The organism is Citrobacter freundii complex sp. 2024EL-00216 (assembly GCF_043945515.1).
GTDB lineage: Bacteria > Pseudomonadota > Gammaproteobacteria > Enterobacterales > Enterobacteriaceae > Citrobacter > Citrobacter portucalensis.
In genome coordinates, this window is sequence record NZ_JBIMRA010000016.1 from 1 (window position 1) to 18,723 (window position 18,723).

An 18,723-nucleotide genomic window follows, 5' to 3' on the forward strand; every position below is an offset into this window, starting at 1 on the left:
CTGAGGCAGCACCTGGCACGGCTGGGACGGAAGTCGCTGTCGTTCTCAAAATCGGTGGAGCTGCATGACAAAGTCATCGGGCATTATCTGAACATAAAACACTATCAATAAGTTGGAGTCATTACCATGCGCCAGATGCCAATAAGTAACACCATAATGAAAAGTATCTTCACGAGCGCAAACCGGGCAAAACTTCAATAGTGTGCGCTGCCCTAGTGAAAAATTACTAAGGCGGCACAATCGATTAAGCCTGGCAGGGGTCGTGTTGAAATCCATAATTTCATTACGACTGATTGGTAGTGCCCAGGCAAAAAGAGGGAGTAAAGTCTGTTCATGCCAGAGCTGATCTGCACTTTCGGATGTATGAAGAGAAATAGCCTTTAATCCTGAATTGAGAATTGGATGGACGTTCATATCAGGTTTGTTGAAAATGATCGTTAACAGAGAAGATAGGGACATACCGTACACGGTAGTTGTCCGACAAAACCGGCTGAACAAGGATTCATCAGGCAAAACAGGCAACATTCTCATTTCCCACACCTCTCTTTGACCGTTACGAACTGTTACCTCATTACAATTTATTAAGTGGATCTATATTTATAAGCCCGCAACGCTGAAGAGCATCGTAGGTATTTTTCTTTTCAGCTGTTCTGTTGATAACAAGATCGTGGTCAAGAGACAGTATTTTCTCGTCGAAATTGCGCAAAACCTCGTCTATTTTTCCTACGAATTCCTTGTGCTGTGGCCTGTCTATATCCCCAGGGATCAAAGACTTTAGGGACTTCTCTGCCATGATTTTAGCCGAAGCATCACCCTCATTAGATGCAGAGAGCCATTTAGCTTCCTCATCTTCAGTCGCGGCCCCCGGGAGTGGAGTATCCTTATATTCCTCCGTATGACTCACGAGTACCGGTACAGAGGCCGACAAGACTGCGCCAGTGATGATTTCATTGCCGCTACCGATAACCTTTAATTGTGCCCCCCGATAAATCATCTGAGCCAATCCAATATTGCCTTTAGATAAAATGAATAATTTTTCGTTTAACTCATCATTTAATGGAGTTTCAACATTTGTCCATTGTAATGGCCATAAATAATGAATAAACGATTGCCAGTCTTGTGAATCGTATCTAACATTCTTAATTTTCATGTAACCACCAGACTCTGCCCGCCTGGCAATTCTCATTTTCTTTGTCAGCGTCTCGTCAAAAGGATGATTTCCACAAAAAACCATAGATACCCCCATGGAATCTACAATTTCATGTAAAAAATCAATCAACTTACTCTCACCCCCGGTTCTTGAAAATTTAAGCCTCTGCATTTCATCAATAACAAGGATACCCAAAAATGATGATTTAATTCTTTGTGCAATCTGGCGAGCCAGAGCACCATTTCTAATCTCAGGTGTAGTTCGTTCAATACCAATTGCATCATCTAATTTTTGTAAAATCTCTTCACAAAGGTCTCTCACACTTGAATTGTATGGACAATTAATCTTTACCCATACAATTTGCTTACTGAAGCCGGGAAAAACTCCTTTATAGCTGCTGTGTTCTATAATCTGAGGGAAATGATCCATGACTTGCTCAATCATGGTAGTTTTTCCAGAACCACTCATTCCAACTATCGTAATAGTTTCAGCCTGGGATTTAAAATATCCACTTTCTGGCTCAATATCAGGACGCTCATTTCCATAGTAATGAAGATATTGAATTGTTCCGCTTTTTAAAGGATTACGAGCTGCATAGCTTTCCCTAAGTGCCCGTAAGATCATCTTATAAGCCTGGATAAGATTGGTTTGAGGGCAACGGAATTTCTTTATACGTTCGACATACTGCTCTCTAACATTCGCCGGGGCAGTCCAGCGGATTTTTTCGTCAATTTCGGGGAAATAACTCATTTCCAGAAGTACTTCATCTTCCGTAAGCGCTTCAGGAAGTGCTTCAATTAAGGGATTGCCACGATACTCAGGTAACTCCTGTTCTTTATATATCGCTGAAACGCGCCGTATAAGATTCATTATTCTGCGTCCTCAGTCTTCTTCTTACCTTTTAACCATCTTTGTTTCTCCTCCCGGCCAGGCAAAAGCAGAACATTACTGGATGAAGGAAGTAGGGGTTCAGATCTTCCATTAGCAACATGAGTTCGCCCTAATGAATCAAGTTCATTTTTCCTGTTCTTTTTAATATCTTTACCATGTACCCGGCGAGATTCGTATATTTCATTTAATCTTTCGTTACCTTTCCTGTTAAATTCATCTTTATTATTGATATTGCTGAGCGAATCCAGAGTAAATAAATTAATTTCTTTTTGAGTATCTACCCAATCAGCCATTACATCTGTATCAAGATGAGCTTTCCCTTTAAATACATCTCTTTTCTTAAGTAGGTAATGTTTTTTGAAAATGCTATTTTTGTCAAATCTTACATATATATAATCTACGCAATTGTCATCTATTCTTGCTTCACAAGTGGTTCTTCCAAATACTCTGACACCTGATGCAATTTCAGGATCACATTCATAAAAAAGATTATTGTACTGAATCCCACCGGCGGTAATGTTAGCGTTCACAGGGATTAACAATCGTGCGATCACTTCGTCGGCCCCAACGGCTCTTGCGCTGAATCTCCCGTGCTTTAAGCTTATCATCCAACTATTTTTTGGTGATATTACGAGATCATTTTCAATCAGTAAGGGATTGATATAAGCCAGTTCCTCATACGTTCTCTGATTATGTGCAAGTATCTCCCGAATCAGTAAAGACGTGACCTCCTGAATCGTTAAACAAGCCCTGGATTGCGGTGTTGGCTCTCCTTTAACAATCTTTCCCCTTCGTGTTGTTCCAATAAGCCTATGAATAACCTCATCATTCAGAATGCCGAAACAGCGTTCAACAATGCTTTTTCTGTCGCCTCTACCGACTGGCGCAAACTCAAGTTTTGTCAGGGGGGTCATCTCTTCCTGAGGTTTAAGACCAATCATCTCCCCGTTGTCACACATCAATGTTAATGGAATGTGAGAACAAGGCCAATCATCATCAGTAATAGAGATTCCAAATAATCTACAATATTCTTTTTTTGGCATAAAGCAATTTGCTAACGCTTGTCGGGCGGCTCGCCATGAAGCATGGTATAAAGAAACATGAAGGCCAACAATCATTCTTGTTGCACGATCCACCACTGTATAAATAGTAGGACGCCCAATGACTTTTCGTCTGTTTAAACTCGAAATAAGATGTACATCAGCGACAGTTGAGTCTATTTCGAAAACATCACCCGGCAAAACAGTTGTATTAGCCACACTACCTAAAAGCGCCCGCATTTTGAGGTCTATTTCTTTTTTCGTGTTCTTCTTATTTATCGAGAAATCTTTAGTGAAGAGTTTTTTATTCCAGTATGAAAATTGTTTTAAAGAAGGAACATATGGAGCTCTATTTTCTAGGTTTGCTGTTTTAATTTCATCCCTAAAATACAAATCAATATGTCTCTCTAATGTTTTCTTTATCGTATCTCCGTTAACTTTATAATGATACGTAATGAGAGATTTTCTAATATTATTTATATCTCTTTCATTAAGAATGAAAACACGTGATCGTTCATTAGGTAATGCTCTGTTTTTTTTGGAATTCCCAAGTTTAATTTCATGTTTGATTCTACTTTTCCCAGCGGCGCCACAGTTCGAGAATGCGGGTAGCAATGCATAAATATCCTGCCCATGTCGCCAATACAACGCCAGAAGCGTTCTGATAGTATATTGTGATATTTTTTTATTTCTTGAGTAATCCATTAAAAGGTGCGACTTTTTATGTAATGCATAGTCGAACAGAAACATTCTGTCATCTACAAGATCTTTAATGATATTGTAATTTTCATCTCGCCTTCCTCTGTCTTTATCTGTTAATTCTTTCTCATCTACTAACATATATGAAGGATATATATAATCTTTACAAGTTATGCTATTTGATTCAATATAATATTTAAACATTGAAAATGAGAAAGGGATTGGCTTACCCGTTCTTTCTGATTTTATTTTAAACAAAATTAACAAATCGACCTTTCTGTCAAAATCCAAAACACGGTAAAGTCCCTCTGCAAGCAAATCAGTGCCTTGAGAGAGCCAGACTGAATTCCTAATAATATCCATTTGCGTTCAGTCCTATATAGTGGTCATTGGAAATTATCTTTATCAGACCGGTTTCGAGTATTGGATATGATAAATCAACATTTATCATTTTTAATCCAATCATTGCCTGCAATAACATCATCGCTTCTTGTGCATCTACCCCAAAGATTGATGAAATCATTGCACGTAGTCCTACTATGGGATAAACATCTGGTTTAAGCTTCCATAGGATTTTATCAAGAGGATATTTATCATAAAATTCAGAACCATCTCTTAATACAGAAGTAGCCCAGCAAATGTTTTTACCGACGACGTTATTGAGTTCCGAGCCAACATAAATTTGAAACTCAACATCAATCAACTGCCAAAACATCCTCTCTATTTCAAGTTTTTGGGCTTCGCGTTCAGGTATGCTCTCGTTATGTTTTACTGCTATAGCTTTGTATCGAAGTCCGCCTTCAGGAGTTCTCAAGGTCAGTAAAAAATCGGTTGTCATAACATTCAGAACTTCGACAGGTACTCCTCTTACTCCCCTCACCATAGGATGTTGAAAATGTAGATGATTTGCTATTTGTTGGGTAAGCCGGAGAGGAAAGAGTGGGAATTGTTCCCGGATATCAATCACCGAGTCATTAAACTCAGCCAGATAGAAAAAGTTACTTTCGACAGAAGAAAGGAGATGATGGTTTCGAAACGTCTTAAGGCCAAAGACTATCGAACGGTTTCCACGGGATTTAACGTCCTGAGCTCTAAGCCAGGGCTGATAACTTTGGCCATAGCCCACTCCTATGCCATCACCTAGCGCATTTTCATAATCCAAATAGGATTTGAGACGCCTACCCCTAGCCATGATCGTACCCTAAAAACGACATTGATACGTACCTATATGTGCATTTTATAGTCTCCAACCCTATAACCACACATTCAGTAAGTATACAACATTAGCGTCGTTTTTTGAGAATGGTTACAACTTTAGTGCTTTGTGTACAACTTTATTGTCCTCGGACAGATACCAAATCCTGCGCACATGCCCAGGCGCTCGACCATGCCCACTGGAAGTTATAGCCTCCCAACCAGCCGGTGACGTCCATCACTTCGCCGATAAAGTAGAGCCCTGGCACTTTGCGGGCTTCCATCGTGCGCGATGACAGCTCGTTGGTATCGACGCCGCCCAACGTGACTTCAGCGGTACGATACCCTTCCGTACCGTTCGGCTGCACCCGCCACTCGGTCAGCGTTTCAACCAGCGTTTGCTGATCGCGCACGTTAAGCTGCTTCAGAGACACGTCAGGAATTTGCCCTAACTGCTGCAAGCATTCCACCAGACGCTTTGGCAACTGCATTGCTAAGGTGTTCTTTAAGCTCTGGTTAGGGTGTGCGCTACGTTGTTCGTCGAGGAAACTCGTCAGGTCAACATCCGGCAACAAATTAATGCTGACAAATTCGCCTGGCTGCCAAAAACTTGAAATCTGCAAAACAGCTGGCCCCGAAAGTCCTCGGTGTGTAAAGAGCAGATTTTCACGAAATACGGTGCCGTCTTCGGCGGTGATAATGGAGGAGACCGACACGCCAGAGAGCACCTGAAGCTGCTCCAGCAGTGGCTTATGCAACGTAAAGGGCACCAGTCCCGCGCGCGTTGGCAACACCTTCAGACCAAACTGTTCGGCAATTTTATAACCAAACGGCGTTGCCCCCAGACCCGGCATGGAAAGCCCACCGGAAGCGATAACCAGTTTTTTCGTGCCGACCGTCATGCCGTTCAGTTCGAGGGTGAAACCTTCATCATCCTGCACCACGCTCAGGACTTCGCTCCGTAACCGCATAGTTACGTTACCTTTTTCACACTCGTCTACCAGCATATCGACAATTTGCTGAGCGGAATCATCGCAGAACAGCTGACCCAGCGTTTTTTCGTGCCAGGCAATACCGTGTTTGCCCACCAGGTCGATAAAATCCCACTGCGTATAGCGTGCCAGTGCCGATTTGCAAAAATGGGGGTTTTGGCTCAAATAGGCGGCCGGTTCGACATAAAGATTGGTAAAGTTGCAGCGTCCCCCGCCAGACATGAGAATCTTGCGTCCTGGCTTTTTACCATTATCAATAAGCAGTACTCGACTACCTGCTTGTCCTGCCTGCGCGGCACAAAACATACCCGCTGCGCCAGCGCCTATAATAACGGTATCAAACCTTTCCACGTTGCGATCCTCTCTAAAAAGCGGGTGTGAATTGTAAAGATTCCTCAGTGGTCGCACCAGCACCAAACTACCGATAAAGGGTATTTAACTGAAATATATAGGATAATTCTTTAGTGGTGTAAAACAAAGCAGGAGACAAATCAAAAAAACTCTATATTTCACTTTGCCCGCGCCGCCAAAGTCACTGATAATGCGCCGCGTTCATGTCCTCAAAATGGCGTAACGTCCTATGCTACATTTGTTTGCTGGCCTGGATTTACATACCGGGCTTTTACTATTGCTTGCTCTGGCTTTTGTGCTGTTCTACGAAGCAATTAACGGCTTCCATGACACAGCCAATGCTGTCGCAACCGTGATCTATACCCGTGCAATGCGTTCGCAATTGGCGGTGGTCATGGCTGCGTTGTTCAACTTCTTTGGTGTTTTGCTGGGTGGTCTCAGCGTGGCGTATGCCATCGTGCATATGCTACCAACGGATCTGCTGCTTAATATGGGATCGTCACATGGCCTTGCCATGGTGTTCTCCATGCTGCTGGCGGCAATTATCTGGAACCTGGGTACCTGGTACTTTGGTTTACCTGCATCCAGCTCCCACACGCTGATTGGCGCCATTATCGGTATTGGTTTAACCAATGCACTGATGACCGGTACCTCGGTGGTGGACGCACTTAACATTCCGAAAGTTATCGGTATTTTTGCTTCGCTTATCATCTCGCCAATTGTTGGTCTGGTGGTTGCAGGCGGTCTTATTTTCATTCTGCGTCGTTACTGGAGCGGTACAAAAAAACGTGCCCGTATCCACCTGACGCCAGCAGAACGTGAAAAGAAAGATGGCAAGAAAAAGCCGCCGTTCTGGACCCGTATTGCACTGATCCTCTCCGCTATCGGCGTAGCGTTCTCTCATGGCGCTAACGACGGGCAGAAAGGCATTGGTCTGGTGATGCTGGTGCTGATTGGCGTAGCGCCTGCAGGCTTCGTGGTGAATATGAATGCTTCCGGTTACGAGATTACCCGTACCCGTGATGCAATCAATAACGTCGAAGTCTTCTTCCAGCAGCGCCCTGACCTGCTTAAACAGGCCACAGGCGTAGACCAGCTGATTCCGTCCCCGACGGACGCGGCACCCGCGACGACGACAGAGTTCCATTGCCACCCGGCGAATACCATCAACGCGCTGGAACGTGCGAAAGGTATGCTGGCGAACCTGGAAACCTACGACAAATTAAGCGTCGAACAGCGTGGTCAGCTGCGCCGTATTATGCTGTGCATCTCTGATACCACCGATAAAGTGGTTAAGCTGCCTGGCGTAAGCGCTGACGATCAGCGTCTGCTGAAAAAACTGAAAGCTGACATGCTGAGCACCATTGAGTACGCGCCTATCTGGATCATTATGGCCGTCGCACTGGCGCTGGGTATTGGTACGATGATTGGCTGGCGTCGCGTTGCCACCACCATCGGCGAGAAAATCGGTAAGAAAGGCATGACTTATGCCCAGGGGATGTCGGCTCAGATGACCGCCGCAGTCTCTATCGGTCTCGCCAGCTACACCGGTATGCCCGTTTCCACCACCCACGTTCTCTCTTCTTCCGTTGCGGGGACGATGGTTGTTGATGGCGGCGGATTGCAGCGTAAAACGGTAACCAGCATTCTGATGGCCTGGGTCTTCACCCTGCCAGCTGCGATTATTCTTTCCGGGGTGCTGTACTGGCTCTCCCTGAAGCTTATCTAAGCGAATGCACAGTAAAAAAGCGGGTCAGGAAGCTGACCCGCTTTTTTTGTATCTGTTGTTGGCATCAGTGCCAGATAATCAGCGCAACCATGCTGATTAGCACCAGGCCGCATAGCGCGCTGGTGAGAATGAACTGACCGCGAACCCGCTCACAGCGGCGAATAAATTCATCATCATGATGATCGCGGTAACGCTGAGCGTAGATATACCACACCAGACGCATCTGCTTGTTCGGTTGCCCATGCGAGGTAAAAAAGCCCCCTCCATCTACATACTGGTAAAGTAATGGATCGCAACCACGAAGTACCACTAACAGTGCGCGTAGCGAAGAAAAATAGCGCGCCATATTAACAATGCAAACGACACATAAAGCCCAGAATAATGCAATGGTGCTTATCATACCTCCTCCCCGGCGACCCGCCCACGGAACTCCTTTCCGGGACTACCGCTCCCCGATACCCTGCCAAACCATTCAATGAAGAGTGCAGCCGAAACCGTTCGTGTTAGTATCACGCATCCGAACGCCTCTTTAGATAGTGTAGGAGATTAGTTAATTTTTTTGCCATAAGGTTAATCGCTATCAATGCAATTAACTAAAAAATTTGTTTAACTATTTGGCAAGCAAGGCGGATTGACGGATTATCCTGGTCGCTATAATGTAAGGATAGTCCTTATATGGTACGTTTTTTACGACTGGGCTAGCCCCGCGCACAAGGTTCGCAGGACGCGGATGACGCGGCGGCATATAACGCCAGCAGGCTAGTCATCGACAACTTATGGAAGGAGTAACACTATGGCTTATAAACACATTCTTATCGCGGTTGATCTTTCTCCGGAAAGCAAAGTTCTGGTTGAAAAAGCGGTTTCTATGGCGCGACCTTACAATGCTAAAGTCTCCCTTATCCACGTTGACGTAAACTATTCCGACCTGTACACCGGGCTTATCGACGTGAATCTGGGCGACATGCAGAAACGCATTTCTGAAGAAACCCACCACGCGTTAACCGAGCTGTCCACCAATGCAGGCTACCCTATCACCGAAACCCTGAGCGGTAGCGGCGACCTGGGTCAGGTTCTGGTTGATGCCATCAAAAAATACGACATGGATCTGGTCGTCTGTGGTCACCACCAGGATTTCTGGAGCAAACTGATGTCCTCCGCGCGCCAACTGATCAACACCGTCCACGTCGACATGTTGATTGTTCCGCTGCGTGACGACGAAGAAGCATAAAATGCTTGCCGCCGGAAGTTAACCCGGCCCACTGCAAGTCGTTAAGCCTGTAAACGCCCGCCTTCGCGGGCGTTTTTGTTTTTATCACTCGGTCACAATTAGTACATCAATCCAACAAATAAATCATAATTAGTGTGATCAACTAATTGGATCGAAAACTATCTCTATAATACTCTACCCTTGCGGCCAATAACCGCAGTCTATAACAAAATAAGACTTTTTCGGCGCGTTTAAGCATACGCGTTCATACTTTTCGGGATGGCTTTGAAAGGCGATGGAATATGAATAAAACTGCACCTACGGGCTTGCTGCAGCAACCTCGTCCGTTCTTCATGATCTTCTTTGTGGAATTATGGGAACGATTTGGCTATTACGGCGTACAGGGCATCCTGGCGGTATTTTTTGTTAAGCAGCTCGGATTTTCACAAGAACAGGCATTTGTCACCTTTGGTGCCTTTGCCGCACTGGTTTACGGCCTGATCTCGATCGGCGGCTACGTCGGCGACCACCTGTTAGGCACCAAGCGCACGCTGGTACTCGGTGCCATTGTGCTGGCAATCGGCTACTTCATGACCGGGATGTCGCTGCTTAAGCCGGATCTGATCTTTATTGCTTTGGGTACCATTGCCGTTGGTAACGGGCTATTTAAAGCCAACCCGGCAAGCCTGCTGTCAAAATGTTATCCCCCGAAAGACGCCCGTCTGGACGGTGCTTTCACCCTGTTTTATATGTCGATTAACATCGGTTCGCTGCTGTCACTGTCGCTGGCGCCGGTGATTGCCGATAAGTTTGGCTACGCTGTGACTTACAACCTGTGCGGAGCCGGACTAATCGTCGCGCTGTTGGTATACTTTGCCTGCCGCGGAATGGTGAAAAATATCGGCTCTGAGCCAGACCATAAGCCACTGAACTTCCGTAACCTGCTGTACGTGCTGGCCGGTACGGTAGTGATGGTATTTATCTGCGCCTGGCTGATGCACAACGTGCAGATTGCCAACCTGGTGCTGATCGTCCTGTCGATTGTCGTGACCATCATCTTCTTCCGTCAGGCATTCAAACTGGATAAAACCGGGCGCAACAAGATGTTCGTGGCCTTTATCCTGATGCTGGAAGCGGTGGTGTTCTACGTGCTGTACGCGCAGATGCCGACATCGCTGAACTTCTTTGCGATCAATAACGTACACCATGAAATTCTTGGTTTCGCCATCAACCCGGTGAGCTTCCAGGCGCTGAACCCGTTCTGGGTGGTACTGGCGAGTCCGGTACTGGCCGCAATCTATACCCGTCTGGGCAACAAAGGCAAAGACCTGACCATGCCGATGAAATTTACGCTCGGTATGTTCCTGTGCTCATTGGGCTTCCTGACGGCCGCCGCTGCCGGGATGTGGTTTGCCGATGCACAAGGGCTGACGTCGCCGTGGTTTATCGTGCTGGTGTATCTGTTCCAGAGCCTGGGTGAACTGCTGATTAGCGCCCTGGGACTGGCTATGGTCGCCGCTCTCGTGCCACAACACCTGATGGGCTTCATTCTTGGGATGTGGTTCCTGACACAAGCCGCAGCCTTCCTGATGGGGGGTTATGTCGCTACGTTCACCGCCGTACCAGAGAACATCACCGACCCGCTGCAAACGCTGCCTATCTATACCAACGTCTTCAGTAAGATTGGCCTTGTCACCCTGGCCGTAACGGTTGTGATGGCGATTATGGTGCCATGGCTGAACCGCATGATTAATACGCCGAGTACCGAGCAATAACCTTCAGTGCCGGATGGCGGCTATTGCCCCTATCCGGCCTACATTCAACATGCCCGATCGCCTTGCGCTATCGGGCATTTTCACTCACTACCCTTTACGCGCGTCTATCCACTCCTGCACTTCCACCACAAAGGTATCCGGTGCTTTACGGTACATTTTGCGCGCCAAGTCCAGAATCGTATGCTGGCCGAGCGCTTCTTCCATTCGCTGCTGAGCCATGTCCATTACCGAACGCACACCACAAATGCCTTCACAGGCCCACTCGGGTGGATGCTCCTCAAATACCGCCAGCCGCTGGCGAATTTCACGACATTCAAAGATGCGCTTATCGCCATCAATAGCATTCACCACATCCAGCACCGTGATGTGTTCAGCGGGTTTAGCTAACTGGAAACCGCCACCTTTGCCTTCAATGCTGCGCACCAGACCCGCTTTGGACAGACGGGTGAAAATTTTTGCCAGATAGTCATACGGTACGCTTTGCAGTTCGGCTATTTCCCGCACGCTCATATCCCGCGCGTCGCCCTTACTGTCGACCATACACATCAGGCTATGAATGCCGTACTCAACTCCCGAACTGTAGAATGCCATCCTCTTATCTCAGCCAAAATGAATCTGAGTTTATTGTAGCTTTTTCATCTCATTCATTCCAGACAGCAAAGTAACCCCTTTTCACAACAGAACTTTAAATGCATATTTATCAATCAGATAATCAAAAAACACCACCCTTTGAGGCAAAAAGGATCTCGATCGCATTGCAATTCATAACTACGACAAATAAAATCCGAGTAAATGATTCGTAGTCACCAGTGAGAAAACCCCAATGCGTAAACAAATTCTGATCGTGGGCGCCGGCTTTGCCGGTATGTGGGCAGCATTAAGCGCCGCACGACTGGCGGATAAACATCAGCAGGCCATTGATATTACAGTAATTGCGCCACAACCGGAGCTGCGTGTCCGCCCACGCTTTTATGAAAGTGCCGTTCATACGCTGGTCGCACCACTGCAACCGTTGTTTGACGTTACCGGCGTCAACTTCCTGCAAGGTCACGTCGAGCAAATCCTCCCGGACTCTAAAGAGGTGAGCTGGAAAGATGCCAACGGTGACACTCATCTGCGTCGCTATGACCGCCTGGTGCTCGCCAGCGGAAGTCACGTAAACCGCGACGCCGTTGCCGGTGCCGCCGAGCACGCGTTTGACCTCGACCAACTCGAGAGCGCCGCCGTACTGGAGCAGCACATTAACAATCTGGCATTACAACCGGAAAGTGAGGCTCGTAATACTGTGGTGGTCTGTGGTGGTGGTTTCACCGGGATAGAGATGGCGCTGGAATTACCGGGTCGTTTGCGTGAAATATTGGGCACTGATGCTAAGACCAGAGTTGTCGTAGTTGAACGCGGTGCTCAGCCGGGCGGACGCTGGAGCCAGGAATTACGTGACGTGATTATCGAAGCCTCTGCTGAGCTGGGCGTCGAGTGGCTGGTCAATGCGGAAGTAGAGTGTGTGGATGCCTCCGGCGTCACGCTGAAAGATGGGCAGGTGATTGCCTCTCAGACGGTTATCTGGACCGTCGGCGTGCAGGCTAATAACCTGACAGCACAGATTAATGCCCCGCGCGATCGCCAGGGCCGTCTGCATGTGAATGCCAATCTGCAGGTTGTGGGTCACGATGATATCTACGCCACTGGCGATGTAGCCTATGCCGCCACCGACGACAAAGGCAACCATGCGTTAATGACCTGTCAGCACGCGATTTTGTTGGGTAAATTTGCCGGTAATAACGCTGCGGCAGATCTGTTAGACGTAACGCCATTGCCATATCGTCAGGAAAACTACGTCACCTGCCTGGATCTTGGTGCCTGGGGTGCAGTGTATAGCGAAGGATGGGATCAACAGGTGAAACTGACGCGCGCAGAAGCGAAGAAGCTGAAGGTGTCGATTGTCAGCGAGCTGATTTACCCACCGAAAGCAGACCGAGCAGTAGCATTTGAGATTGCCGACCCGCTGGCACCGTTTGTTTAATAGGTTATGCCGGATGCGGCTAACGCCTTATCCGGCCTACAAAGACACGCTGCCGTAGGCCTGATAAGCGTAGCGCATCAGGCAGTTCAGCGCACCAAGCCGGATGCGGCTAACGCCTTATCCGGCCTACAAACCACACGTTGCCGTAGGTCTGATAAGCGCAGCACATCAGGCAACACAGCGCACCAAGCCGGATGCGGCTAACGCCTTATCCGGCCTACAAACCACACGCTGCCGTAGGCCTGATAAGCGCAGCGCATCAGGCAGCACAGCGCACAGATCTACAAACTATGCTGTCCCAGCGTAGATATCAAACCGATGCCCTTTCGTGACTACCGCGTTCGGCGTGGCGACATCCGCCAGCGGCGGCGCGTAGTCTGGGCGCTTCACCACCACACGTTTGGTGGCCAACTGACGCGCAGGCTCCAGCAGCCCATCCGCATCTAAATCCGGCCCCACCAATGACTGAAACACCCGCATCTCTTTTTTCACCAGCGCGCTTTTCTGCTTATGTGGGAACATCGGATCGAGGTACACCACCTGCGGGCGCGGCGTGATATCGGTTAACGCCGTCAGACTCGACGCATGGATCAGCTGTAAACGTTCCTGCAGCCACGGACCGATTTCCGGGTCGGCATAGCCGCGCGCCAGGCCATCATCGAGCAGTGCCGCAACCACCGGATTACGTTCCAGCATTCGTACGCGGCAGCCTACCGAGGCCAGTACAAACGCATCGCGCCCCAGCCCTGCGGTTGCATCGACCACATCCGGCAGGTAATCGCCTTTAATGCCAACCGCCTTCGCCACCGCTTCACCGCGTCCACCGCCAAATTTGCGCCGATGGGCCATCGCACCGCCCACGAAATCCACGAAGATACCGCCGAGTTTGGGTTCATCACGTTTGCGCAGTTCCAGATGTTCCGGCGTCATCACCAGTGCCATCAGGTTATCTTCATCGTGTTCCAGTCCCCAGCGGGCGGCAAGAACAGATAAGGCGCCGTCTCCGGCGCCTGTTTCATCTACTAAGCAGATTTTCACGTGAATAATCAGCCTTTGATCCCGTAATGCTCCAGCATTGCATCCAGCTGTGGCTCGCGGCCACGGAAGCGCTTGAACAGTTCCATCGGCTCTTCAGAACCGCCACGGGTGAGGATGTTATCGAGGAACGATTGTCCGGTCTGACGGTTGAAAATCCCTTCATCTTCGAAGCGAGAGAAGGCATCTGCCGCCAGTACGTCTGCCCACAGATAGCTGTAGTAACCCGCTGCGTAGCCACCAGCAAAAATGTGGCTGAAAGCATGCGGGAAGCGGCCCCACGTTGGGCCCGGCACCACGGCGACCTGTTTTTTAATTTCCGCCAGCGTCTCGAGGATTTTAGCCCCTTGCTGCGGGTTAAACTCCGCGTGCAGACGGAAATCAAACAGACCGAACTCCAGTTGACGCAGAATAAACAGCGCTGCCTGGTAGTTTTTCGCCGCCAGCATTTTATCCAGCAGTTCCTTCGGCAGCGGCTCACCGGTCTCAAAGTGACCAGAGATAAACGCCAACGCTTCCGGCTCCCAACACCAGTTCTCCATAAACTGGCTCGGCAGTTCGACCGCATCCCATGGCACACCGTTGATACCGGAAACGCCCGCGGTTTCGACACGGGTCAGCATATGGTGCAGACCGTGGCCGAACTCGTGGAACAGGGTGATCACTTCATCGTGGGTAAACAGCGCAGGTTTACCGTTCACCGGACGGTTAAAGTTACAGGTCAGGTAAGCGACCGGCTTTTGCAATGTGCCGTCTGTCTTGCGCATCTGGCCGACACAGTCGTCCATCCACGCCCCACCGCGTTTGTGTTCACGGGCATACAGATCAAGATAGAAGCTGCCGCGCAGCTCGTTGTTTTCGTCGTACAGCTCGAAGAAACGAACTTCCGGATGCCAGACGTCAACATCGGTGCGCTCTTTGGCGGTGATGCCATAAATACGTTTAACCACTTCAAACAGACCGTTAACGGCTTTGTTTTCCGGGAAGTAAGGACGCAGCTGCTCGTCGCTGATGCTGTAGAGGTGCTGTTTTTGTTTCTCGCTATAGTAAGCGATATCCCACGGCTGTAGCTCATCAACACCAAATTCCGCTTTCGCGAAGGCGCGCAGCTGAGCCAGCTCTTTCTCACCCTGCGGACGGGCACGTTTCGCCAGGTCAGTCAGGAAGTCGAGTACCTGCTGCGGGTTCTCCGCCATTTTGGTAGCCAGAGATTTAAAGGCGTAGCTCTCAAAGCCCAGCAGTTGTGCCAGTTCGTGGCGCAGCGCGAGGATCTCTTCCATTATCGGGCTGTTGTCCCATTTGCCCGCGTTTGGCCCCTGGTCAGATGCGCGCGTGGAGTATGCACGATACATCTCTTCACGCAGCCCCTGGTTATCACAGTAGGTCATCACCGGCAGGTAGCTTGGGATATCCAGGGTTAACAGATAGCCTTCCTGCTCTTTGGCTTCAGCCTGCGCTTTTGCGGCGGCCAGCGCGCTTTCCGGCATCCCGGCAAGTTCCGCTTCGTCGGTCACCAGCTTGGTCCAGCCCATCGTAGCATCGAGGACGTTATTGCTGTACAGGTTGCCGAGCTCAGACAGGCGGGTGGCAATCTCACCATAGCGCTGCTGTTTTTCCTTCGGCAGACCAATACCAGAAAGCTCAAAATCGCGCAGCGCGTTATCAACCGCTTTTTTCTGTGCGGTGTTCAGGGTGGCGTAATGATCGCCATCACGCAGGTCGCGGTACGCTTTGTACAGGCCTTCATGTTGTCCAACCCAGGTACTGTATTCAGACAGCAGCGGCAGCGTTTGTTCGTAGGCTTCACGCAGTTCCGGGCTGTTTTTCACCGAATTCAGGTGGCTAACAGGAGAGAAAATACGCCCCAGCACATCGTCGACTTCCGCCAACGGCTGGCAGAGATTTTCCCAGGTGTACGGCGCGCCCTGCGCAACCACGCGCTCAACATTTTCACGGCAATCGTTCAGCGCCTTAGTGACGGCAGGCACAACGTGCTCTGGCTGAATTTTAGAAAACGGCGGCAGTTCGAAGGGAGTCAGCAATGGATTGGTCATTAGCGCGGTCCTGTTGAAAAGAGTGAATGAAGCGCGTATCCGGCGCTGTGCATATTAATTTGTACAATGGGGTTAAGTGTAGAGGATTTCAATGCTAACCGTGATGGAAAGACGCCCGGTGACGCTACGCTTACCGGGCCTACGGGTAATCCGTGTCGATCTGCTGTAAACTGTGGCAAATCGTCATTTCAGCGGAATTTCATTACCCATGCTCAGTTATCGCCACAGTTATCACGCAGGCAACCACGCCGACGTCCTTAAACACACCGTTCAGAGCCTGATCATTGAATCGCTCAAAGAGAAAGAAAAACCGTTTCTCTATCTGGACACCCATGCTGGTGCTGGCCGTTATCAGCTGAGCAGTGAGCATGCCGAACGCACCGGTGAATACCTGGAAGGGATCGCGCGTATCTGGCAGCAGGACGATTTGCCTGCCGAGCTGGAACCCTACATTGGCGTGGTGCAACACTTCAACCGTAGCGGTCAGCTGCGCTACTACCCGGGCTCTCCGTTAATTGCTCGCCAGCTGCTGCGCGAACAGGACAGCCTGCAATTAACTGAACTGCACCCGAGCGACTTCCCTCTGCTGCGCGGCGAATTCCAGAAAGATGAGCGCGCTCGCGTGGCCAAAGCCGATGGTTATCAGCAGCTGAAAGCAAAATTACCGCCGGTTTCCCGTCGTGGGTTGATCCTTATCGATCCACCCTACGAAATCAAAAGCGACTACCAGGCAGTAGTGACCGGTATTAACGAAGGCTACAAACGTTTCGCGACCGGCACCTATGCGTTGTGGTATCCAGTGGTTCTGCGCCAACAAATCAAGCGCATGATCCACGAACTGGAAGACACCGGCATCCGCAAAATTCTGCAAATTGAGCTGGCAGTACGCCCGGACAGCGATCAGCGCGGCATGACGGCATCCGGCATGATTGTGATTAACCCACCGTGGAAGCTGGAGCAGCAGATGAACAACGTCCTGCCGTGGTTGCACAGCAAACTGGTTCCGACAGGAACCGGGCATACTTCCGTAAGCTGGATAGTGCCGGAGTAATCGCAGCCATCGGTGGAACCTTTTAATATCAGGTATACAATCGCGAATATTTTGGCGGATGGCGTAACGCTTCTCCGCCCTACAATGAACATAAAGGAGCGGTCATGACCAAGCACTATGATTACATCGCTATTGGCGGCGGCAGCGGCGGTATTGCCTCCATTAACCGTGCAGCAATGTACGGTCAAAAATGCGCACTGATTGAAGCCAAAGAGTTAGGCGGCACCTGCGTTAACGTTGGCTGCGTACCGAAGAAAGTGATGTGGCATGCCGCACAGGTCCGCGAAGCGATCCACATGTACGGTCCGGATTACGGTTTCGACACCACCATCAATAAGTTCGACTGGGATAAACTGATCGCCACGCGTACCGCTTATATCGATCGTATTCATACCTCGTACGACAACGTGCTGGGCAAAAATAATGTCGATGTGATTAAAGGTTTTGCGCGCTTCGTTGATGCAAAAACCGTTGAAGTGAATGGTGAAATCATCACTGCCGATCATATTTTGATTGCCACTGGTGGTCGCCCGAGTCGCCCGGCTGTCCCTGGCGCGGAATACGGTATTGATTCTAATGGTTTCTTTGAGCTGCCAGCGTTACCAGAACGCGTGGCTGTTGTTGGTGCAGGCTACATTGCCGTTGAGCTGGCTGGTGTGATTAACGGCCTGGGTGCCCAAACGCACCTGTTCGTACGCAAACACGCGCCGCTGCGTAGCTTTGATCCGATGATCGTCGACACGCTGGTTGAGGTGATGAACGCCGAAGGCCCGACTCTGCATACTCACGCGATTCCAAAAGCGGTTGTTAAAAACGCTGACGGCAGCCTGACCCTGCAACTGGAAGATGGTCGTAGCGAAACGGTAGACTGCCTGATTTGGGCGATTGGTCGTGAGCCAGAAACGGACAACTTCAATCTGGCTGTTACCGGCGTGAAAACCAACGAAAAAGGCTACATCGTCGTTGATAAATTCCAGAACACCAGCGTGCCGGGTATTTATGCCGTCGGCGACAATACCGGTGCCGTTGAGCTGACGCCGGTTGCCGTTGCCGCGGGCCGTCGCCTGTCCGAGCGTCTGTTTAACAACAAGCCGGACGAGCATCTGGACTACAACAACATCCCGACCGTGGTCTTCAGCCACCCGCCAATTGGCACCGTGGGCCTGACCGAGCAGCAGGCTCGCGAACAGCACGGCGATGACCAGGTGAAAGTGTATAAATCCTCGTTTACCGCGATGTACACTGCCGTGACTTCACACCGCCAGCCGTGCCGCATGAAGCTGGTTTGCGTGGGTCCGGAAGAGAAGATTGTTGGTATTCATGGCATCGGTTTTGGCATGGACGAAATGCTGCAAGGCTTCGCGGTGGCGCTGAAAATGGGCGCGACTAAGAAAGACTTCGATAACACCGTCGCTATTCACCCGACTGCGGCAGAAGAATTCGTCACTATGCGCTAATTGCCCATGTGTAGACGTTATTCACTACACGCTTAAGTAACACTCCTCCGGCAACCGGAGGGGTGTTATGTC

Annotated in this window: 15 protein-coding genes and 1 pseudogene; 7 read left to right on the forward strand and 9 right to left on the reverse strand. The window is 49.4% G+C overall.

Annotation, left to right across the window (positions count from 1 at the left end; all coding sequences use genetic code 11):
* Positions 1–111: IS1 family transposase (locus ACHHZ7_RS18510; protein ID WP_001691633.1), on the forward strand; the 111-nt coding region annotated here is incomplete at its 5' end.
* 15 nt (positions 112–126) lie between these two features.
* Here the strand turns inward: ACHHZ7_RS18510 and ACHHZ7_RS18515 are convergent.
* The 5 genes and pseudogenes from ACHHZ7_RS18515 to ACHHZ7_RS18535 all read right to left on the reverse strand — a co-directional run.
* Positions 127–531: pseudogene (locus ACHHZ7_RS18515) on the reverse strand (TniQ family protein); the annotation flags it as partial.
* A 40-nt stretch (positions 532–571) separates the two neighbouring features.
* The gene (locus tag ACHHZ7_RS18520; protein WP_001049180.1) at positions 572–2,020 is read right to left on the reverse strand and encodes an ATP-binding protein; all 1,449 of its coding nucleotides are present in this window, start codon (positions 2,018–2,020) and stop codon (positions 572–574) included.
* On the reverse strand, positions 2,020–4,143 hold the full coding sequence (locus ACHHZ7_RS18525) for a transposase (protein WP_000351437.1): 2,124 nt from the start codon (positions 4,141–4,143) through the stop codon (positions 2,020–2,022). The genes ACHHZ7_RS18520 and ACHHZ7_RS18525 overlap by 1 nt, the downstream gene beginning before the upstream one ends.
* On the reverse strand, positions 4,130–4,972 hold the full coding sequence (locus ACHHZ7_RS18530; protein WP_000090707.1) for a TnsA endonuclease N-terminal domain-containing protein: 843 nt from the start codon (positions 4,970–4,972) through the stop codon (positions 4,130–4,132). The genes ACHHZ7_RS18525 and ACHHZ7_RS18530 overlap by 14 nt, the downstream gene beginning before the upstream one ends.
* A 142-nt stretch (positions 4,973–5,114) precedes the next feature.
* Positions 5,115–6,317: an NAD(P)/FAD-dependent oxidoreductase gene (locus tag ACHHZ7_RS18535; RefSeq protein WP_060682914.1), complete on the reverse strand. Its 1,203-nt coding sequence runs from the start codon at positions 6,315–6,317 to the stop codon at positions 5,115–5,117.
* A gap of 229 nt (positions 6,318–6,546) precedes the next feature.
* Between ACHHZ7_RS18535 and pitA the strand changes: the two genes are divergently transcribed.
* Positions 6,547–8,046 carry an inorganic phosphate transporter PitA gene (pitA, locus tag ACHHZ7_RS18540; protein WP_003827471.1) on the forward strand — a complete coding sequence of 500 codons (1,500 nt, stop codon included), beginning with the start codon at positions 6,547–6,549 and terminating at the stop codon, positions 8,044–8,046.
* A 64-nt stretch (positions 8,047–8,110) separates the two neighbouring features.
* Here the strand turns inward: pitA and uspB are convergent, their stop codons facing one another.
* Positions 8,111–8,446, reverse strand: a complete 336-nt coding sequence (gene uspB / locus ACHHZ7_RS18545) for a universal stress protein UspB (RefSeq protein WP_003023371.1) — start codon at positions 8,444–8,446, stop codon at positions 8,111–8,113.
* A gap of 393 nt (positions 8,447–8,839) precedes the next feature.
* On the opposite strand from uspB, the gene uspA reads away from it, so the two are divergent.
* Both uspA and dtpB read left to right on the forward strand, forming a co-directional pair.
* Complete coding sequence (gene uspA / locus ACHHZ7_RS18550) at positions 8,840–9,277, forward strand: universal stress protein UspA (RefSeq protein WP_003023368.1); 438 nt, start codon at positions 8,840–8,842, stop codon at positions 9,275–9,277.
* 281 nt (positions 9,278–9,558) lie between these two features.
* Positions 9,559–11,031, forward strand: coding sequence for a dipeptide/tripeptide permease DtpB (gene dtpB / locus ACHHZ7_RS18555; RefSeq protein ID WP_003827469.1), 1,473 nt, complete (start codon positions 9,559–9,561; stop codon positions 11,029–11,031).
* An 87-nt stretch (positions 11,032–11,118) separates the two neighbouring features.
* On the opposite strand, the gene ACHHZ7_RS18560 is transcribed toward dtpB, so the two are convergent.
* On the reverse strand, positions 11,119–11,622 hold the full coding sequence (locus ACHHZ7_RS18560; RefSeq protein WP_003023361.1) for an Rrf2 family transcriptional regulator: 504 nt from the start codon (positions 11,620–11,622) through the stop codon (positions 11,119–11,121).
* A gap of 232 nt (positions 11,623–11,854) precedes the next feature.
* Between ACHHZ7_RS18560 and ACHHZ7_RS18565 the strand changes: the two genes are divergently transcribed.
* The gene (locus ACHHZ7_RS18565; RefSeq protein ID WP_032945295.1) at positions 11,855–13,054 is read left to right on the forward strand and encodes an NAD(P)/FAD-dependent oxidoreductase; all 1,200 of its coding nucleotides are present in this window, start codon (positions 11,855–11,857) and stop codon (positions 13,052–13,054) included.
* A gap of 288 nt (positions 13,055–13,342) precedes the next feature.
* Here ACHHZ7_RS18565 and rsmJ read toward each other — a convergent pair whose 3' ends face one another.
* Both rsmJ and prlC read right to left on the reverse strand, forming a co-directional pair.
* Positions 13,343–14,092 (reverse strand): 16S rRNA (guanine(1516)-N(2))-methyltransferase RsmJ, encoded by a 750-nt coding sequence (rsmJ, locus tag ACHHZ7_RS18570; protein ID WP_003827462.1) that lies wholly within the window; start codon positions 14,090–14,092, stop codon positions 13,343–13,345.
* Between the two features lie 8 nt (positions 14,093–14,100).
* A complete protein-coding gene (prlC, locus tag ACHHZ7_RS18575) occupies positions 14,101–16,143 on the reverse strand; it encodes an oligopeptidase A (RefSeq protein ID WP_060682916.1) in 2,043 nt (680 codons plus the stop codon).
* A gap of 208 nt (positions 16,144–16,351) precedes the next feature.
* Here prlC and ACHHZ7_RS18580 point away from each other — a divergent pair, with 208 nt between their 5' ends.
* Both ACHHZ7_RS18580 and gorA read left to right on the forward strand, forming a co-directional pair.
* A complete protein-coding gene (locus ACHHZ7_RS18580; RefSeq protein ID WP_048236971.1) occupies positions 16,352–17,194 on the forward strand; it encodes a 23S rRNA (adenine(2030)-N(6))-methyltransferase RlmJ in 843 nt (280 codons plus the stop codon).
* Positions 17,195–17,298: 104 nt separating this feature from the next.
* Positions 17,299–18,651, forward strand: a complete 1,353-nt coding sequence (gene gorA, locus ACHHZ7_RS18585) for a glutathione-disulfide reductase (RefSeq protein ID WP_008786397.1) — start codon at positions 17,299–17,301, stop codon at positions 18,649–18,651.
* Positions 18,652–18,723 lie beyond the last annotated feature (72 nt).

Excerpts from the sequence above, each read along its gene's own strand:
- ACHHZ7_RS18530 (WP_000090707.1), bottom strand. The coding sequence starts at position 4,972 with ATGGCTAGGGGTAGGCGTCTCAAATCCTATTTGGATTATGAAAATGCG.
- uspB (WP_003023371.1), bottom strand. The coding sequence starts at position 8,446 with ATGATAAGCACCATTGCATTATTCTGGGCTTTATGTGTCGTTTGCATT.
- ACHHZ7_RS18565 (WP_032945295.1), top strand. The coding sequence starts at position 11,855 with ATGCGTAAACAAATTCTGATCGTGGGCGCCGGCTTTGCCGGTATGTGG.
- pitA (WP_003827471.1), top strand. The coding sequence starts at position 6,547 with ATGCTACATTTGTTTGCTGGCCTGGATTTACATACCGGGCTTTTACTA.
- ACHHZ7_RS18580 (WP_048236971.1), top strand. The coding sequence starts at position 16,352 with ATGCTCAGTTATCGCCACAGTTATCACGCAGGCAACCACGCCGACGTC.
- ACHHZ7_RS18520 (WP_001049180.1), bottom strand. The coding sequence starts at position 2,020 with ATGAATCTTATACGGCGCGTTTCAGCGATATATAAAGAACAGGAGTTA.
- dtpB (WP_003827469.1), top strand. The coding sequence starts at position 9,559 with ATGAATAAAACTGCACCTACGGGCTTGCTGCAGCAACCTCGTCCGTTC.
- ACHHZ7_RS18525 (WP_000351437.1), bottom strand. The coding sequence starts at position 4,143 with ATGGATATTATTAGGAATTCAGTCTGGCTCTCTCAAGGCACTGATTTG.
- uspA (WP_003023368.1), top strand. The coding sequence starts at position 8,840 with ATGGCTTATAAACACATTCTTATCGCGGTTGATCTTTCTCCGGAAAGC.
- prlC (WP_060682916.1), bottom strand. The coding sequence starts at position 16,143 with ATGACCAATCCATTGCTGACTCCCTTCGAACTGCCGCCGTTTTCTAAA.
- gorA (WP_008786397.1), top strand. The coding sequence starts at position 17,299 with ATGACCAAGCACTATGATTACATCGCTATTGGCGGCGGCAGCGGCGGT.
- ACHHZ7_RS18560 (WP_003023361.1), bottom strand. The coding sequence starts at position 11,622 with ATGGCATTCTACAGTTCGGGAGTTGAGTACGGCATTCATAGCCTGATG.